This window comes from Bradyrhizobium sp. MV1.5, assembly GCF_055807615.1.
The window spans coordinates 80663-97219 of record NZ_JBVVPL010000006.1; the positions used below are offsets into that span (position 1 = coordinate 80663).

Annotated in this window: 21 protein-coding genes and 1 tRNA gene; 14 read left to right on the forward strand and 8 right to left on the reverse strand. The window is 64.5% G+C overall.

What is annotated here, in order from left to right; translation table 11 throughout:
* The first annotated feature begins 20 nt into the window (after nt 1-20).
* Nucleotides 21-1586, forward strand: coding sequence for a S10 family peptidase (locus tag AC0L2J_RS08010; protein WP_473388428.1), 1566 nt, complete (start codon nt 21-23; stop codon nt 1584-1586).
* Here the strand turns inward: AC0L2J_RS08010 and AC0L2J_RS08015 are convergent.
* A complete protein-coding gene (locus AC0L2J_RS08015; protein WP_473388431.1) occupies nt 1573-2961 on the reverse strand; it encodes a serine hydrolase domain-containing protein in 1389 nt (462 codons plus the stop codon). The two genes, AC0L2J_RS08010 and AC0L2J_RS08015, sit on opposite strands and share 14 nt — an antisense overlap.
* A 109-nt stretch (nt 2962-3070) precedes the next feature.
* The gene (locus AC0L2J_RS08020) at nt 3071-3613 is read right to left on the reverse strand and encodes a tetratricopeptide repeat protein (RefSeq protein WP_007611741.1); all 543 of its coding nucleotides are present in this window, start codon (nt 3611-3613) and stop codon (nt 3071-3073) included.
* 252 nt (nt 3614-3865) lie between these two features.
* On the opposite strand from AC0L2J_RS08020, the gene AC0L2J_RS08025 reads away from it, so the two are divergent.
* The 4 genes from AC0L2J_RS08025 (at nt 3866) to AC0L2J_RS08040 (ending at nt 6528) form a co-directional block, all read left to right on the forward strand.
* Nucleotides 3866-4249 (forward strand): His-rich protein BRANT, encoded by a 384-nt coding sequence (locus tag AC0L2J_RS08025; protein WP_473388436.1) that lies wholly within the window; start codon nt 3866-3868, stop codon nt 4247-4249.
* Between the two features lie 390 nt (nt 4250-4639).
* The gene (locus tag AC0L2J_RS08030; RefSeq protein ID WP_007602657.1) at nt 4640-5035 is read left to right on the forward strand and encodes a hypothetical protein; all 396 of its coding nucleotides are present in this window, start codon (nt 4640-4642) and stop codon (nt 5033-5035) included.
* Between the two features lie 289 nt (nt 5036-5324).
* A complete protein-coding gene (locus AC0L2J_RS08035; protein ID WP_063996919.1) occupies nt 5325-6032 on the forward strand; it encodes an outer membrane protein in 708 nt (235 codons plus the stop codon).
* A 253-nt stretch (nt 6033-6285) separates the two neighbouring features.
* Nucleotides 6286-6528, forward strand: a complete 243-nt coding sequence (locus tag AC0L2J_RS08040; RefSeq protein ID WP_473388440.1) for a hypothetical protein — start codon at nt 6286-6288, stop codon at nt 6526-6528.
* 38 nt (nt 6529-6566) lie between these two features.
* Here the strand turns inward: AC0L2J_RS08040 and AC0L2J_RS08045 are convergent, their stop codons facing one another.
* On the reverse strand, nt 6567-6821 hold the full coding sequence (locus tag AC0L2J_RS08045; RefSeq protein ID WP_007611733.1) for a hypothetical protein: 255 nt from the start codon (nt 6819-6821) through the stop codon (nt 6567-6569).
* A gap of 304 nt (nt 6822-7125) precedes the next feature.
* Nucleotides 7126-7500, reverse strand: coding sequence for a hypothetical protein (locus AC0L2J_RS08050; RefSeq protein ID WP_473250998.1), 375 nt, complete (start codon nt 7498-7500; stop codon nt 7126-7128).
* Nucleotides 7501-7602: 102 nt separating this feature from the next.
* Between AC0L2J_RS08050 and AC0L2J_RS08055 the strand changes: the two genes are divergently transcribed.
* Complete coding sequence (locus AC0L2J_RS08055; protein WP_007602663.1) at nt 7603-7767, forward strand: hypothetical protein; 165 nt, start codon at nt 7603-7605, stop codon at nt 7765-7767.
* A gap of 3 nt (nt 7768-7770) precedes the next feature.
* Here AC0L2J_RS08055 and AC0L2J_RS08060 read toward each other — a convergent pair whose 3' ends face one another.
* Nucleotides 7771-7950 carry a hypothetical protein gene (locus AC0L2J_RS08060; RefSeq protein WP_156527113.1) on the reverse strand — a complete coding sequence of 60 codons (180 nt, stop codon included), beginning with the start codon at nt 7948-7950 and terminating at the stop codon, nt 7771-7773.
* Nucleotides 7951-8231: 281 nt separating this feature from the next.
* Between AC0L2J_RS08060 and AC0L2J_RS08065 the strand changes: the two genes are divergently transcribed.
* The 6 genes from AC0L2J_RS08065 (at nt 8232) to AC0L2J_RS08090 (ending at nt 13312) form a co-directional block, all read left to right on the forward strand.
* A complete protein-coding gene (locus AC0L2J_RS08065; protein ID WP_473388444.1) occupies nt 8232-8951 on the forward strand; it encodes a class I SAM-dependent methyltransferase in 720 nt (239 codons plus the stop codon).
* A gap of 79 nt (nt 8952-9030) precedes the next feature.
* Nucleotides 9031-9744 carry a class I SAM-dependent methyltransferase gene (locus AC0L2J_RS08070; RefSeq protein WP_473388447.1) on the forward strand — a complete coding sequence of 238 codons (714 nt, stop codon included), beginning with the start codon at nt 9031-9033 and terminating at the stop codon, nt 9742-9744.
* Nucleotides 9745-9846: 102 nt separating this feature from the next.
* On the forward strand, nt 9847-11685 hold the full coding sequence (locus AC0L2J_RS08075; protein ID WP_473388451.1) for an outer membrane protein assembly factor BamB family protein: 1839 nt from the start codon (nt 9847-9849) through the stop codon (nt 11683-11685).
* A 74-nt stretch (nt 11686-11759) separates the two neighbouring features.
* A complete protein-coding gene (locus tag AC0L2J_RS08080) occupies nt 11760-12173 on the forward strand; it encodes a GFA family protein (protein ID WP_473388454.1) in 414 nt (137 codons plus the stop codon).
* Nucleotides 12174-12349: 176 nt separating this feature from the next.
* Nucleotides 12350-13081 carry a Crp/Fnr family transcriptional regulator gene (locus tag AC0L2J_RS08085; protein WP_473388458.1) on the forward strand — a complete coding sequence of 244 codons (732 nt, stop codon included), beginning with the start codon at nt 12350-12352 and terminating at the stop codon, nt 13079-13081.
* A 3-nt stretch (nt 13082-13084) separates the two neighbouring features.
* Entirely contained in the window at nt 13085-13312 is a 228-nt protein-coding gene (locus AC0L2J_RS08090) for a DUF6894 family protein (RefSeq protein ID WP_473388462.1), read from the forward strand.
* 114 nt (nt 13313-13426) lie between these two features.
* Here the strand turns inward: AC0L2J_RS08090 and AC0L2J_RS08095 are convergent.
* Together AC0L2J_RS08095 and AC0L2J_RS08100 are read right to left on the reverse strand one after the other, a co-directional pair.
* A tRNA-Thr gene (locus AC0L2J_RS08095) sits at nt 13427-13501 on the reverse strand.
* Between the two features lie 165 nt (nt 13502-13666).
* On the reverse strand, nt 13667-14176 hold the full coding sequence (locus tag AC0L2J_RS08100; protein WP_007611717.1) for a hypothetical protein: 510 nt from the start codon (nt 14174-14176) through the stop codon (nt 13667-13669).
* Between the two features lie 282 nt (nt 14177-14458).
* On the opposite strand from AC0L2J_RS08100, the gene AC0L2J_RS08105 reads away from it, so the two are divergent.
* Nucleotides 14459-14944 (forward strand): hypothetical protein, encoded by a 486-nt coding sequence (locus AC0L2J_RS08105; RefSeq protein ID WP_473388465.1) that lies wholly within the window; start codon nt 14459-14461, stop codon nt 14942-14944.
* Nucleotides 14945-14986: 42 nt separating this feature from the next.
* On the forward strand, nt 14987-15520 hold the full coding sequence (locus AC0L2J_RS08110) for a hypothetical protein (RefSeq protein WP_473388469.1): 534 nt from the start codon (nt 14987-14989) through the stop codon (nt 15518-15520).
* A 66-nt stretch (nt 15521-15586) separates the two neighbouring features.
* Here the strand turns inward: AC0L2J_RS08110 and rlmB are convergent, their stop codons facing one another.
* A complete protein-coding gene (rlmB, locus tag AC0L2J_RS08115; protein ID WP_007611710.1) occupies nt 15587-16417 on the reverse strand; it encodes a 23S rRNA (guanosine(2251)-2'-O)-methyltransferase RlmB in 831 nt (276 codons plus the stop codon).
* Nucleotides 16418-16557 lie beyond the last annotated feature (140 nt).

Consider the following 16557-nt stretch of genomic DNA (forward strand, 5'->3'; position numbering starts at 1 on the left):
GCCGGGCAGGGAGAACGATCATGGCCACGAATATGCCGGCGCTCCGCCGTGCGACCCTGGTGCTGGCGGTGTCGGCCTTCGCGCTCGCAGGATTTGCGCGCGCCGACGATCCGCCGCAGCCGCGCGCCGAGGCGGCGGCGCCAGCCGGACAGAAGGGCGGTCGCGGCGGCGCACAAGGCGCGTCGCAGAGTTCATCGTCATCCGCCGAGCCGCACCGTCTTCCGTCGGATTCGACCACCAAGCAGACGCTCGATCTTCCCGGCCGTACCCTCAATTTCGCCGCGACCGCTGGATCGATCCGCGTGTTCGACGGCAAGGGCGAGCCGCTGGCCGACATCGCCTATACATCCTATGAACTCGACGGCGCCGACCGTGCGACGCGCCCCGTGACCTTCCTGTTCAACGGCGGGCCCGGCGCGTCCTCGGCATGGCTCCAGTTTGGCGCGGCGGGGCCGTGGCGGCTGCCGCTCGATGGCGAAGCTCTGTCTCCGTCCGCCTCGCCCGAGGTGAAGCCGAACGCGGAGACCTGGCTCGATTTCACCGATCTCGTCTTCATCGACCCCGTCAGCACCGGCTACAGCCGGTTCGTCGCGACCGGCGATGACGCGCGCAAATCGTTCTACTCCGTCGACGGCGACGTCAATTCGATCGCGTTGGTGATCCGCCGCTGGCTCGAGAAACACGACCGGCTGACCTCGCCCAAATACGTTGCCGGCGAAAGCTATGGCGGCATTCGCGGACCGAAGGTGGTGCGCCAGTTGCAGCTCCAGCACGGCGTCGGGGTCAGGGGATTGATCCTGGTGTCGCCGCTCCTGGACTTCCGCGAGTTCACCGGCACCAGCCTCCTGCAATATGTCGCGACGCTGCCGAGCTATGTGGCGGTCGCGCGTGAGGCGAAAGGCCCGGTCAAGCGCGCCGATCTCGCCGAGGTCGAGGCTTACGCGCGCGGCGAATTCCTGGCCGACCTCGTCAAGGGCGAGGCGGACAAGGAGGCGACCAATCGTCTTGCCGATAAGGTCGCCGAGCTCACCGGCATCGACCAGGCGGTGAGCCGCCGGCTCGCCGGCCGCTTCGACGTCGGCGAATTCCGCCGCGAATTCGACCGCAAGAGCGGCAAGGTGACGGGGCGCTACGATGCCTCGGTGCGCGGCTTCGATCCCTATCCGGATTCGAGCAGCTCGCGGTTCGGTGATCCCTCCGGCGATGCGCTGCAGGCGCCGCTGACGAGTGCTGCGGTTGACCTGTTGACACACAAGCTCAATTGGCGGCCCGATGGCTCCTACGAGGTGTTGAACGGCGCCGTCGAGGGGCACTGGGATTTCGGCCGCGGCATCAACCCGCCGCAGTCGGTCTCGGAGCTGCGCCAGATCCTCGCCACGGATGCGAAGCTGAACGTGCTGGTCGCGCACGGCCTGTTCGATCTCGCCACGCCCTATTTCGGATCGAAGCGAGTGCTCGACCAGTTGCCGGCCTTCACGACACAGCGGGTCAAGTTCGTGGTCTATCCCGGCGGCCACATGTTCTATTCGCGCGACGGCTCGCGGCAGGCGCTTCGGAGCGAGGTCGAGACACTTATTCGGGAGTAGGCCGGCGCTTGCGCGGCTTGTATCGCCGCGCGATCTCGCGGGCTACGACGGCCGCAGGCTTGATATTGGCGCCAGCGATCCAGACGCCGCTGACCTTGCCGCGCTTGTCGCGGACGCGGCGCACCGGCTCGCCGTGGCTGGAGTAGCCGGCGGCCCAGGCGAGCTTGCCGGTGTCACGGCCGGTGACCTCGATCTCGGCGGCATCCACGAACGGGTTGTTGAACTGGGGATTGGCGACCAGCACGCGGTTGCCCACGGGTACCAGATCGGTCGCGCCCCAGATCGTCCACCAGCGGCCAGTCCAGTCCCGCACGCGGCGGTCGGGTGCGCCACGGGTCTGGAAGACGCGCAGGATCTGCATCGCGCCATCCATCCAGAATGGCGCCGCGCCGTCGATGGAGTTGCTGAGGATGCTGATCGCGAGCTCGCAAGCGGGGATGGAGCAGGTCCGGGAGATGTAACCTTGAAAGCCGCCGCCATGGCCGAACCAATCCCAGCCGTCGGTTTTGCCGGCGTTGACGCCGAGGCCGTAATAGGCCTCGAAGCTTTGCGGCACGCGCCAATGGTTTCGCGTCATCTCGCGTCGGCTCGCGACCGATAGCACGCTCTTCTTCGCATTGGGCGCGAGCTGCGCGTAGAAGCGGGCGGTATCGGCGGCGGTCGCGATGAAGCCGGCGGCGGAGGCCATCGCGTGCGCGGGATTGTCGCCGGGGATCACGCATCGCTCCCCGTATGGCAGCTTGCGGGTGTGGCCGCGCGCGAACGGCGCACCCTTGGGAAGCGGCGCGTCCGGCTCGGTCTCGCGCAGGCCCGCAGGTTCGATGATCTCGCGCTTCATCCAGGCGCGGTAAGGCTCCTTCGTCACGGCCTCGATCACGAGACCGATCAGCCCAAAGCCGTGATTGGAATATTTGAAGCGTGTGCCCGGCTCGATTGCGGTCGGCAGCTTTAATGCCGCGAGCAGCTCGCTCGCGTCGAGATAGGGACGGCTGTCGATAAACTGGCCGGAATCGGCGCCGTCGCGCGTCAGTCCCGCGCTGTGCGAGAGCACTTGCGCAATCGTCGTTTCCGCGACGCGCGGATGCAGGCCGGCGACATATTGACCAATGGGATCGTCGAGCCGGAGCTTGCGCTGCTCGCGCAGCTTCATGATGCCGGCCGAGGTAAAGCTCTTCGAGTGCGAGGCGATGCGGAAACGGTGGCGCGGGGTGAGCTTCTCGCCGGTGTCGAGATTGGCGAGGCCGAACGCGTGCTCGGCGACGATTTCGCCGCGCTGGGCGAATGCGATGGCGACGCCGGGCTGCTGGATTGTCGTGTGCTGGAATTCGATCCAGGAGCCGATGTAGTCGATCGCGGATCGCAGCCATTTGTCCATTGCGCACCGATTAGCGAGGAGAGGATTTGATCGAGAGGCTAGCCGAGAACGCAGAACGGGCACAACCCTGAGGTTGTGCCCGTTCGCTTCGTTCAAAGATGCGATGTTCTTAATAAACGAGGGTTGCCCCGGTCGGCTTGTCGAGCGCGGCGGCGAGCGAGCGATACTCGGAGCTGTCGGTGCCGGCGAGCGAGGCGAGCTTGTTGAGATGATACTGCGCCTGCTCGCGGTTGCCCTGCTCGAGCTGCCAGAGGCCATAATACTGCCAGGTGCGGACGTGGTTCGGATCGTCTTTCAGCGCCAGCTCGTAATAGATCTTCGACGACTGGTAATCGCCGAGCTTGCGATAGGAGTAGCCGATCAGATTGGCGACATCGGCGACGTCGTCGCGCTTGAGCGACTTCAGCTGGTCGATCGCGCCGGTGTAGTCGTGATTGTCGTAGATCGTGGTGTAGGCGGTGCGATAGGCAGCAAGGAATTTCGGATCGCTGACGGAGGAGCTCTTCTTCTTGCCCTTTTTGGTCGAGGTGTCCGACGCCGGCGGCGGCGAAGGGGAGTCGCCACCTGCGGCATAGGCGCTGGTCAGAGCCGGCCCGGCCGCCAATGTCATGGCGACAAGTCCCGGCACAAGAAGCGTTGAGAGTTTGCGCATCGAAGTTCTCCGGTATGGAACGTGGCGATCCTACACGATTGCCCAAAGACCGGAACACCCGTCAGGCAAAAACATTCCCGGCATCCTGGCCTATTCGCCCTGCAGGCGGATGACAAACTTGTCATCCAGATGAACGGGAGCCTGCTGCGGGCTTCAGATTGGGTTCAGTGCGTGCCCCCTAGGCTCCAACCTACGATCAAAGGGTTGGCGAGAGGGCGCCCGCCTCAAGATCCTTCCAAGAGGAGACCAACCATGTTGAAGACCATTTCCGCAGCCTTGCTCGCAGCTTCCGTGATCGCAGCCCCGGCCTTCGCAGCCGAGGCCGGCAAGACCACCACGACCACGCCGGTGATCAAGGCAGACCAGAGCCAGACCAAGGTGTCGACCACCGCGGCGAAACCCGACGCCGGCCTCAAGGCCAACGTCAAGGCTTCAGACGTCAAGGCTTCGGACGTCAAGGCCGACGCCAAGGTGGACGCGAAGTCGAAGGCGATGAACGCCAACGCCGCAGTCACACCGGACGCGCACAAGACCGTGCGCACGCATCGCCACCACCACAAGCATCTGTCGGCGAAGAAGTCGCTGACGACGCAGCCGGACGTGACCAAGCCGGCGACGATGGACAAGCGCAGCTAACCACTGATCCCGCGCGGCGGCGTCCTTAGCATTGCCCCAGCCGCCGCGTGAGGAATTCAGACCCGGCCCGTTCATCACGCCTTGCGCGAAAGCTCGAGGTGCTGGCGGCGGGCCGGTACGACCATGCTGAAGCCCGCGAGCAACCTCCCAGGTTTGGCGGCCGCAAACAAAACCTCGAAAACAACCCCATGCACAGTAGCGGGTCGTAGATAAATCAATGGTTTGACGGGTGGCTCATCTGCGGATTTTACGAAGTCGTTTGACTCGTCGGGCAAAACACCTGTAGACATGCATCATTGCAACCTTGGGGCTGGAACGTCTCCGAGACTGATCGAGCGGAGAGCGTAAGCGGTGCGGCGACGAGCGAAACGCGCGGTGAGCTTGGCGTTGATGCTGGCACTGCCGCTGGCGCTCACCGGATGTTTCGGCAGCGATGGTGACCGTCCAACCCTGATGGACGGGACCCAGGCCGGCGGGCCGCAGCCGTTTCCCGACAACTTCCGTGGCGACACGCTGGCCTTGATGCGCAGCTATCTGAATAACCCCGTCGGCGTGCGTGACGCCAGCATGGCCGAGCCGGTGCAGCGCGAGGTGGGCGGCCGGCAGTTCTATGTCAGCTGCCTGCACTTCACCCCACGCGAGACCGACGGCAGCTACAAGGCCATGCGGGAACGCGCCGTGATTTTCGTCAACGGCCGGGCGGACCGCGTCGTCGATCGCGCCAGCGAGCTGTGCGCGGGCGCGGTTTACGTACCCTTTCCGGAACTTGAAAAGATGACGCGGTAGCGCAAAGCCCACCTTCATCGCTTGGTGATAGGACAAAGCCCGCCGGAGCTGCCGGATCACATTTCGGGGAGCTTTGAACGGAGTGGTTTTGCGTTGCGACTAATCGTTACGGCAGGTTTTGTCCCCGACGAAAAAAAACCGTCGGCACGAGCCTGCGGGACGGAACAAAATCGCGTTGTTGCCGCTCCGTCACAGTCACGAACGATCAACGTTCCGGCATCGCCGCGAAGCAACCCAATTCACGCCACGTTGTTTCCTGAGTGTCGTAATTGAAAGAACGGGGATGATCATGAAGAGGATTTTGCTGGGTGCAGTTGCCCTGCTTGCGCTGGCCGCGCCGGCTGCCGCAGCCGACATGCAGGCGCGCACCTACACCAAGGCTCCGGCCTACACGCCGCCGCAGGTGATCTACAACTGGACCGGCTTCTACATCGGCGGCCATGTCGGCGGCGCCTTTGCCGGCGACAGCAGCTTCCAGTCGAGCGACGCGCGCTTCCTCGGCGGTGTCCAGGGCGGCTTCGATTACCAGTTCGCGCCCAATTGGGTCATGGGTGTCGAGGCCCAGTATTCCTGGCTGCCGACCAACAATGGCGGCGCCACGTTCCCGCTGGGCACGCAGGTGACCTCCAATACCGACCAGCTCGGCTCGGTGACCGGTCGCATCGGCTACACCTGGGGACCGGCGCTGCTTTACGCCAAGGGCGGTTATGCCTGGCGCAATGGCGGCCTCGGCGTCAACGTCGCCGGCGTCCCGCAGCCCTTCACCGCCACCGGCAACAGCAAGGACGGCTATACCGTTGGCGCTGGCCTCGAATACATGTTCGCGCCGAATTGGTCGGCCAAGGCCGAGTACCAGTATTACAACTTCGGCAGCACGACGATCACCTCCGGTCCGGTCGACGTTGTCGGCGTTCGCGGCCGGGAGGACGAGCATACCGTCAAGGTCGGTGTGAACTACCGCTTCGGCTGGGGCGGTCCGGCAGCCTCGCGCTACTGACGGGCCACCAGCGACCACGATCTGACAAAGGCCGGCACCCGCCGGCCTTTCGTTTGCCGGGCTCCGGTTGCCAGCCTTCAGTTGTTTGCATTGCGTCAACCATCTGGCGCGTCATTTGCAAGCAAACGTTTTGGCACCCGCTTTCTCACGCGCGTCATGGAGCTCGGGTAAAGCAAAAATAATTTTTGCAGCCTAGGGAACTCGCGCGCCGGAACGCGTTATATGACAATACCGGGCTGGTGGGACGACGGACATGCGTATCTTGGTGTCGGCAGTGCTGCTCTCGTGCTTCGTCAGTTTGCCGTGCGCTGCCCAAACAATCCTCAAATCCGAGCCTTTGATGCTGGCACCCTACGAGGTGGCCTTCGTCAAGGATGCCTCGTGCTCCTCCGGTAAGGTGCTCAAGGTCACCGGCGCGATCCGTGGGCTGCATCGCCGGAAGGCCTGTGTGGCTCTGGCGGGCGACCAGGCCTCGCTCGCGACCGCGACGCCCTGAGCTTTTCCTGAGCTCTTGTTCCCAGCTTCGATCCGTCTTTAGGAATTCAGCTCGAGCTCCATCCTCGCTTGGCGATCGGCCTCCGCCTTGTTCCGGGCCGGGTCCTCGCCCTGTGCGGCCCGGCAGGGCTTGATCTCGTAGTCGTTGTCGAGCACCCGGCGTGGCCCGGGGCGGTCGTCGTCCGCGGATACGTCCACGACGAGGCCGCTTCGCTGCGCGAGCCTCCAGACGTCGGACTCGTCAGGATAGGCCTTGCTGATCTGGGCATCGTTGCAGAACAGGGCGTAGGGCATTCTTCCCGCTCCCGGAAAGCGCATTAACGATTTTGCGGGGGAGGGGTTCCGGTCGCAGGTCGATCACGCGGCCGTGATCGGGGGGCGCCGGGTCCTGAGTCCTTAACGAGTCCTGAATCCCGAAAAAAAGAATCCCCGGGACTCATTTGGCGGAATCAGCGGATGTTTTCGGCCATGACGACGGACCTGAAAACCTCTTGCGGGCACATGCTGCTGCCCCTCACGCTGGCCCTGTTCGGCGCCTGCGCGGCCAATCTCTGGCTGGTGTGGTCCTGGCTTTAGGCCAGCGACGGGAGATCCGGCTTTACTTGTCGGCCGGTGGACGGGAGGAGGGGTCGCGGATGGCGGCGCGCAGTTTGGTCAAAGTGGCCGCGCAATATTCCTCGCGCTCGCGCTCGAACCGCTCCTGATGCTTGCGGAAATTGGCGATGCGGGCCTGCATCTCGGTGCGGACGTCGTGGCTCGCCACCCGCGGCGGCGGGAGAGGTAAGGGTTGCGGCGGAGCGGCCTGAAGTGGCTCGGTCTCGACGACGGTGTTGGCGGGCACGATCTGCACCGACGCGGCCACCGTCGCCATCGGGATCTCCGGTGGATGCAAGTCATCCCTTTTGCCGGTTACCGATTGGACGAAAGCCATTGTCTGCGCGATCAGCGCGTCGCGTTCCGTGATCCACTTCATGGTGCACCTTTGTTGGGGGTATTCCAGCAAAGCTGGCCGGCCGAATCAAGAAGGTGTTGGGTGGGGATTGCATATTTTTCCCGACCGCCCGACAGTGGGGGAATGGATGCCAAAGCAGACCATTCAGCCGAAGCCGAGGGCTTGAGGCTCGTCCGCGCGTTCCTGTCGCTGCCGCCCGACAAACGGGCGGAGGTGATCGCGTTCGTTGAGGAGTTGGCCCGCGCCAAACGCCGTCCCGAGGAGGGCGCCGACGTCTCGCCGGGGTGAGCGCTAACGCTCCCGCGGATTGAGGTTGGGCTCGAACGGGGCCCCGACCACCCGAACCGGCGTCGGAGCGGTCACGTCGATCACTGCCCGCTGGGCCTGCTGCTTTGCCGGAGCCGGTTCGAACAGCGCCATTGCTCCAGCCAAGGCGCTACAGCACAGCGTCACCGTCGCCAGCAGAAACATGTTTCGGTTTTCTTCCCTGATCCGCATGGGCCGACAACGGACGACGCTGGCGACTGGTTCCGGTGCGCACTCATCGCGCCAGCAGAAATCCCATGGCGAATGCGAACAGCACGGCCGTCATGACGACGGCCGCCGCCGCGCCGGCGGCGATCCTGGCCTTCTCTTTGATGGTGGGGCGCATCGGTGCTGCAATCTACCTCATGTTGAACTCTGATCCAATCCATGATCAGTAGCCGCGCCCGCGACAAGCGCGGCCAACATGCATTCCCGAAGGTCGACCCATGAACGAGGATGTCAGCGACGGCTGGGCCGCGTCCGCGGCCGCTTGGATCGTCGAGCAGGGCGAGGACGGCGACTATGGCCGCCGCTTCGTGCTGGACGCGCCGATGCGGGCGCGGATCGAAGGGCGAGGCTTCCGCAATGCCCTCGACGTCGGCTGCGGGGAGGGACGCTTCTGTCGGATCATGCAGCGCGCCGGCATCCGTACCACTGGCGTCGATCCGACCGAAGCGCTGCTCGCGCGTGCCATGGAGTTGGACCCGCACGGCGACTACCGGCTCGGCCGAGCCGAGACAATGGAGGTGGATGCCTCCTATGACCTCGTCGTGAGCTATCTCAGCCTGATCGACATGCCCGATCTGGCTGGAGCTATCGTGAAGATGGTGGCAGCGCTGCGGCCGGGTGGTACGCTGCTGATCGCGAACCTCACCAGCTTCAACACGGCCGGTCCGCCCGACGGCTGGACGCGTGACGCTGATGGCGCCCTGCGCTTCACCATCGATCATTACATGGACGAGCGGACGACCTGGGTGACTTGGCGCGGCATCCGAATTCAGAACTGGCATCGTCCGCTCAGCACCTACATGACGCTGCTGCTCGATCACGGACTCCAATTGCGCCTGTTCGCTGAGCCGCAGCCTACGGGCGGTGATCCCGACAGAATTGCCCGTCATCACCGGGTACCATTTTTCCACGTCATGGAGTGGCAGAAGCCGGCTTAAAGGACGAGGCCGGCGATTTCGGAGGCGCAGTTGAACTGCTAGTGTGTTCGCGACGGAATCTTGTTTTGAGGTCCGCCCGATGATCTCCAAGCGTCCACCCGTGCTCGCCCATGAGCGGTTCGCCGCCGACCGCGACAATTTCGCGGGCCTCGACCTTGCCGCGCGGTTCAAGCGGATCGAGCAGACCAATTTGTGGGGCGCGGCCAGTTCGGTGTCGGGCCTCGGCTCGGAGGATCCCGCGACCGCTGCGGTCCGCGAGATGCTTCCTGCACTGCTGCAACGGCTTGGCGCGCACTCGCTGCTCGATGCGCCCTGCGGCGATGCGGGCTGGATCGGCCGCATCAAGCTGGATCTCGACTACACCGGCATCGACATCGTGCCGTCGCTGATCGCGGCCAATCGCCAGCGCGTGGCTGGCGGCGAGTTGTCAGGCCGGTTTCTCGTTGCCGACATCACGCGCGATGCACTGCCGCGCGCGGATGTCGTTCTGTGCCGGGACTGCTTGGTGCATTTGAGTTTCGTCCATATCGTCCGCGCCGTCGCGAACTTTCGCGCCAGCGGCGCGCATTTCCTGCTGGTCACGACATTTCCCGAGTGGGACGGCAATCGCGATTGCGAGGACGGCGACTGGCGGGCGCTGAACATGGAGAAGGCGCCGTTCGACTGGCCGGCACCGCGCGCGCTGATCGACGAGCGTTGCGAGGAGGGCGGTGGCGGCTGGCGCGACAAAAGCCTCGGGCTGTGGGCGCTGGATGAACTGCCCGATCGTGTCCTCACTGCCCCTGGGATGTGACGGACGCGAGCGGAACGTCCGTTGCGTCAGTGATTGCCGTCGCGCTATACTTTTGGTTGCACGATGCCGTCTCGCATTGCGGTGACGATGCCGGAGCACGCCATGAGACCGAGTGTCGTGGTCGTCGCCTTCCTGGTCTGGTGCTGCGCGCCCACGCTGGCGCAGCAGGACGGCGTTGCGCTCTACGCAAGCCACTGCGCGCAATGTCACGATGGCGGCGATGGCCAGAGCCGTGTGCCGAGCCGCGGAGCCATGCTGGGGATGTCGTTAGATCATGTGCTGGGAACGCTGACTTCCGGCAGCATGGCGGTGATTGCGAAGGACCGCAGCGAATCGGAACGGCGCGCGATTGCTGCCTTCGTCACCGGCAAGGCCGCGGTGGGGGACCATGCAGTCGATGCGGAGGGACGCTGCACGCAGCAGCTCAACTTCTTCCCGCAGCCGCTCGATGGTCCGCGCTGGAATGGGTGGGGTGTCGACGCTGGCAACAGCCGCTTCCAGCCGGCCGACATGGCCGGCCTGACCGCGGAAGAGGTGCCGCGCCTGCGGCTGAAATGGGCTTATGCCTTTCCCGGCGCCTCGGTGTCGTTTGCGCCGCCGACGATTGTGGGCGGTCTGCTGTTCATCGGCGGTACTGACCGCAAGGTGCACGCGCTCGATGCGCGAAGCGGCTGCACGCTGTGGACGCTGCCGACAGATGCTGCGGTGCGCGCGGCGATCAGCTTCGGGCCGCTTCCCGGCACCGATCAGTTCGCGATCTTCTTCGGTGACTTGCGCGCCAATGCCTATGCGGTGAACGCACTGACTGGCGCGCTGATCTGGAAGACGAAGATCGAGGAGCATCCGGCAGCGCGCATCACCGGAGCGCCGACGCTACATTCCGGCGTGCTCTACGTCCCGGTCTCCTCGCTCGAGGAGGCCGCCGGTTCGCAGGCCAGTTACGAATGCTGTACTTTCCGCGGCAGCGTGGTCGCGCTCGAGGCCGTGACCGGCAAGCAGGTGTGGCAGGCCTACACGATTCCGGAGGTGCCGCACCCGACCGGCAAGAATGCAAGAGGCACGCAGCTGTTCGGCCCGTCCGGCGCGGCGGTGTGGTCGGCACCGACGATTGATCCGAAACGCAACGCCGTCTACGTCGCGACCAGCAATTCCTATTCGAATCCGCCGGCCGCAACCGCCGATGCGGTCCTCGCTTTCGAGCTTGCGACCGGTAAGCTGCTCTGGAAGCAGCAGGCGACCCCGAGCGACGCCTTCATTGTCGCGTGCTTCGGCGCGGACAAGACCAATTGTCCTGAAGATCACGGACCCGACCACGATTTTGGCCAGTCGCCGATTCTCGTGACCTTGCGCGATGGCAGGCGCGTTCTCGCCATCGCGCAGAAGTCCGGCGTCGTGCACGCGCTTGATCCTGATGATGGCGGCAAGATTCTGTGGCAGACGCGGATCGGGAAGGGCGGTGCGCTCGGCGGCAGCGAGTGGGGCTCGGCCGCCGATCAGGATCGCATCTATGTCGCTAACTCCGACGTGCGGTTCCTGCGCGATGGTACGCGGCGGCTCGATTCCACCCAAGGCGGAGGTCTGTTCGGCCTCGACCTCGCCAGTGGAAAAATTGCAATGGAAGTATCTCCCGTCGCCTGTGGCGATCGCCTCCAATGCAGCCCTGCGCTGTCGGCTGCCGTGAGCCTGATCCCCGGCGTCGTGTTTTCCGGCGGCGTCAGCGGCTTCCTGCGCGCCTACGCGACAGCCGACGGAAAGCTGTTGTGGGAATACGACACGGCGCGAGACTATACGACGGTGAACGGCGCGGCTGCTCATGGCGGCGCGATCGACGGCCCCGGGCCGATCATCGCTGGCGGAATGCTGTACACCAATTCCGGCTACGGACAGTGGGGCGGCGTCGCCGGCAACGCACTGCTGGCGTTCGAGGTTGCGAAGGAGTGAGGGTCCGTCCTGGATCGCCCGCGCTCCAGCCGAGCGACAGAACCCGTCAGCCAACTGAGGAGGAAGGAGTTTCGATGATCGGCGCGAGATGTCGTTGCGGCGCTCTGGCGCTGTCGCTTCCCGGACCTTCCAGCCTCGTCGTCGCCTGCCACTGCATTGACTGCCAGCGTCGAACCGGCGCGCCGTTCGGGGTCGGTGCGTTCTATACGGCGGAGGCGGTCACGATTTCGGGGACGTCGAAGGAGCACGTCCGGACAGCCGCAAGCGGCGGCAAGGTTCGCAGCTATTTTTGCCCCGAGTGCGGTTCGACGGTCTATTGGAAGGCGGACAATCTGCCTGCGATGATCGGCGTTGCCGTGGGCGCGATCGCGGTTCCGAACTACCCGGCGCCCATCCGCTCGGTTTTCGAACAGTCGAAACATGCCTGGGTGGAAATATCAGGGGCTGAGCACTTCCAGCAAAGCAGCGCACCGAAGCATTCGAAGTGAGCGTTGCGCGTCAAATTTCGCGCCAAGGCTTCGCGGCGAGACGAATGACGCCGTTCCCGTGTGGTTCCGCCGAGGGTTGGAATTTGCGGCAGTCCCTTCGCTTCGCGTGAGACAATAGCTAGCGGTCCCGGTTGGAACGAACGTGACAAAAACTCGTTTGCCGACCGGAGCTAACGATGAATAACGCGGAAATTTTCGAACCTTTCTTGAAGCGGTTGCGGGTCAGCACCGAAATTGACGAAGAGGATGAGGTCGCCATCCGCAATCTGCCAATCACGGTGAAGCGGATGGCTGGCGGTCAACCGGTCGTTTCTCTCGGAGATCGGCCTTCGGCATGCTGCCTTGTCGTTGATGGCTTTATCCTGAGATCAAAGATCGTCGGCAATGGCCACCGCCAAATCATGGCTTTTCACCAACCCGGCGACATTCCCGATCTGCAGGGTCTTTTTCTCCATGTGATGGACCATGACGTCAGCACGCTGGGCGACAGCGTTCTCGGCTTCATTCCCCATGCAGCGGTGCGCTCACTGATAAGAAAGCGGCCCAACGTGGCGCAAGCGCTTTGGCGTGATACACTGACCGACGCCGCGATCTTCCGCGAGTGGATCTGCAACGTTGGTCAGCGCGAAGCCGCAAGCCGCGTGGCGCACCTCGTGCTCGAGCTTTACACCAGATTGAAGGCGATCGGCCGAGCGGACGGCCTGTCCTTCGATTTTCCGGCCTCTCAGGCACTGCTCGCCGACGCCGTCGGCACCAGTGTGGTTCACATGAATCGCGTCGTTCAGCAGCTGCGTGCTCAGCGCGTGTTGGACCTGGAGCGCGGAAGAATATCGATCCTTGATGAAGCCAGGCTGCGTCAAATTGCAGACTTCGACGTGCTTTACCTTCATCTCAATCCGTCGCTCTGAGCCATGAAGTTCTACTTCGACATCAAGGACGACTTTTTCGCTGCGGTCGACGAGGATGGGGTCGATTTGCCCGGCCCGGAAGCCGCCGAAAGAGAGGCGATCGCCATGGCGACCTCGATTGCCAGAGACGTCGCGTCGGCGAAGGGGGCGCAGGTCCTCATTACAGTCAGGAACGAGAAGCACCCGCTGCTCGAGTTGAGTGTAACGGTCGCTCGGAAAGCTCTGACGTGATTGCGTCGGAAATCGATTCTCGCCGTCGTTAGCGTCCTGAAGACGTTCAAGAGACCTTGGCCGTCCGGGGGAGGAGTGCCCCGATCTATCAGGCCGCGGTGTCGGCTAAATCGATGGTGCCGGCTGAGGGGATTGAACCCCCGACCTTCGGTTTACAAAACCGCTGCTCTACCGCTGAGCTAAGCCGGCACGCTGGAGAAGCGGGGCAGGGCCAGCGTACGCCGGAGCCCTCCGCCCGTGCGCGCCGCAATACCAGACTTGACCGGAAAGTGCCAGAACCCGCGATCCCCGATGCAGACATGAATCAGGCGGCCCCGAGGGCCGCCTGATCTGTCGCGTTCGGTTCAAACCGCGTTACTGGCAGATGTGCGGGCGCCCGTCTTGGCCCTTGAACCAGGTGCCGGGCGTGCAGACGAAGCCGTTGCGCTGGGCGTAGGTGCGGGTGTCCCAGCCGCGGTTGTCCCAAGAATTATTCCACGAATTATCCCAACCATTGTCGTAGGCGTAGGCGTCGTTCGTGGCACGGAACGGGGCGGTTGCGATTGCGCCCGCAGTCCCGATGGCTGCGCCGGCTACGCCAGCGGCCGCTCCGACCGCGCCAGCGGCGACGTCGGTCGGCCAGAAGCCGGTGCGGCTCCTGTTCCAGTCGTTATTCCAATCGCCGTTGTTGGTGTGGCGGTAGGACACGCGACGATGCCGATAGCCGCTGTCGGTGTACGGATTTCCCGGTCCGACGTTCTGGCAGTTGGCGTTGGGGAATTGCGCGGCGCAACGGCCGGGGTTGGTGATCGCGGTCTGCGCCATGGCAGAGCCTGCCACCAGGGTCGCCGCAATCGCCGTGGCTCCGAGAAGTTTGACGTTCATGATTGTTCGGCTCCCGTTTTGTTGACGGGGGCTAAACGCCGAAGACGCCGGACGTTCCGCTGAAACCGGTGGATTTTCGTCGGCGATGGTCAAACGGAAGTGAGCACGGGCCATGGTTCCCACTGCAGGGTCCGGTGGCGTTAATGCTTCGCTAGTTCGCTTTGGCGCATTTGAGCGGCGCGCAATCCTTACACATTAGGCTTACCGGCAATTGGTGAGAGGCCCTTAACCCTCTCTGCGCCGCCATCGGGTAGGTTGTCGCCGGATAAATGGGATCCCCTCATGCGCGCATCTGCGCTCGCCGCCTTTCTGATCGGACTGCCCGCGACGGCGTTTGCCGGCGGCGGCTTCGATATCGTCGTCCCCGGCCGTCCGGGCGTGCCTATCATCATCAACAACATCGACGCGTCCTATGCCGTGGTCGAGGGGACCTGGGGCCTGGGGAAGAACGTCCAGGTGCAGCCCACGATCTATGGCGGCCGCTATGTCGCCGAGCGCCAGCCCACCGACGTCGGCCATTACTACCCGACGCTGGGCCTGCGGCCCGGCTATGGCCGGCTCGAGGTCGAGCCGCCCGCGAACCGCAAATTGCCCAAGCCCGCCGAGGGCTATTACCAAAGCTGGGGCGCGCAATCGGCGCCGCTGCCGGCGCAGATGGACGTGCCCGTCAATCCGCCGCCGGTGATCCTCGCGCCTGAGATCAACGACTATCCGCCGCGTCCTCGGCCGCGGCCGCGTGCAGAGACACCCGGCAGGCCGCCGGGTTAAGAAACGACAAAATCCAAAAACGGAAATCAACAGGAGAGAGTAATGCGTCAGATGATTTCGGGACTGGTCGCGGCGGCTGCCGCGATGTTCGTCGCTACCGCGCCCGCCGCGGCCTGCGGCTTCAATCCGTGCCAGCCGGTCGCGCCGGTCTATTCCGGCTGCAACACCGGCTGCGGCGGTTATGGGGCCGGCTACGGCTACGGTTATGGCGCCTATGAGCGTCTCGCCGAGCCCACCACGCAATATTATCACGTCAATCAGGGCCCGACGTACACCGGCCCGGGCGCCTTCGCGCCGTATCCGACCTATCGTGAAGACGCGGTGGTTGCGCCCGCCAATTACGGCTACGGCCGTGGCTATGGTTACGGTAACGGCTATGGCTATCGCGCCGCCGCCGTCGAAGCCCCGGCCGCCTATCCCTACCGCCGCCCGTATTACCGTCCGTATCGCTACGGCTACGGCCCACGCGCCGGCTATCTGCCGCGCACGCATTACGGCTACGGTCCGCGCTACGGCTACGCTCCGCGCCACGCGCCGTACTATGGCGGCCACCGCGTGCTGCGCCGCTATTACTGATCGCTTGATCGGTTGAGCCAACGAAACGCCCGTCCGCGATGCGGACGGGCGTTTTCTTTTGTGTTGTTACCGCTTCATCAGCCCGAGACGGCTCGCGCCGACATAGAGCGAGAGCACGGCGGCATTCGAGACGTTGAGGCTCTTGATCTCGCCGGGCATGTCGAGCCGCGCCACGACGCTGCAGGTCTCGCGCGTCAATTGCCGCAGGCCCTTGCCTTCCGCGCCCAGCACCAGCGCGAGCGGCTCGCGCAGCGTGACGTCCGAGAGATCCGCGCTGCCTTCACTGTCCAGCCCGACAGTCTGGAAGCCGAGCTCGTTCAGCGTGGTCAGTGCGCGGGCGAGGTTTTGCACCGTCACCATCGGGACGAGCTCCAGCGCGCCGGAGGCGGCCTTGGCCAGCACGCCGGTCGCTTCCGGACTGTGGCGCGCCGTGGTGACGATCGCCTTCACCGCAAACGCCGCCGCCGAGCGCAGGATCGCGCCGACATTGTGCGGATCGGTGATCTGGTCGAGCACCAGCACGATGCCGTCCTGCTCCAGATCCTCGATGTCTGGCGAGGGCAGGGGATCGGCCTCGGCGAGCAGGCCCTGGTGCACGGCGTCGGGCGACAGCAGCCGGTCGATCTCCTGGGGCCGGACGATCTCGGGCGTGACCGGGATCGCGATGTCCTCGTCCGCCAGACGCCTTGCGGCGTTCTCGGTCAGCGTCAGCTTGCGGATCTGCCGCTGGGGGTTGGCGAGCGCCATGGTGACGGTGTGCCAGCCGTAGAGGATGACAGGCCCGTCGGTGTCCGAATCGCGATCGCGCCGGACCGGGCGCCCGGCCGATTTTCCGGGCCTGTTGAAGGGCTTAGACCCACCGCGGGGGCCCCTCGGGTTGAATTTTCGATCCTTCATGGGCTCGCTTGTGTCACGGGTCCCGGAATATGGCAATTTGGGTGGTGTCGGGGGCGATTTTAGCTGTTCGCCTCGGTTGACTTTACCCCACCGCTTCGCCGATAACCGCGCCCGGTCGCGCCCCCATCCGGGCTGTCGCG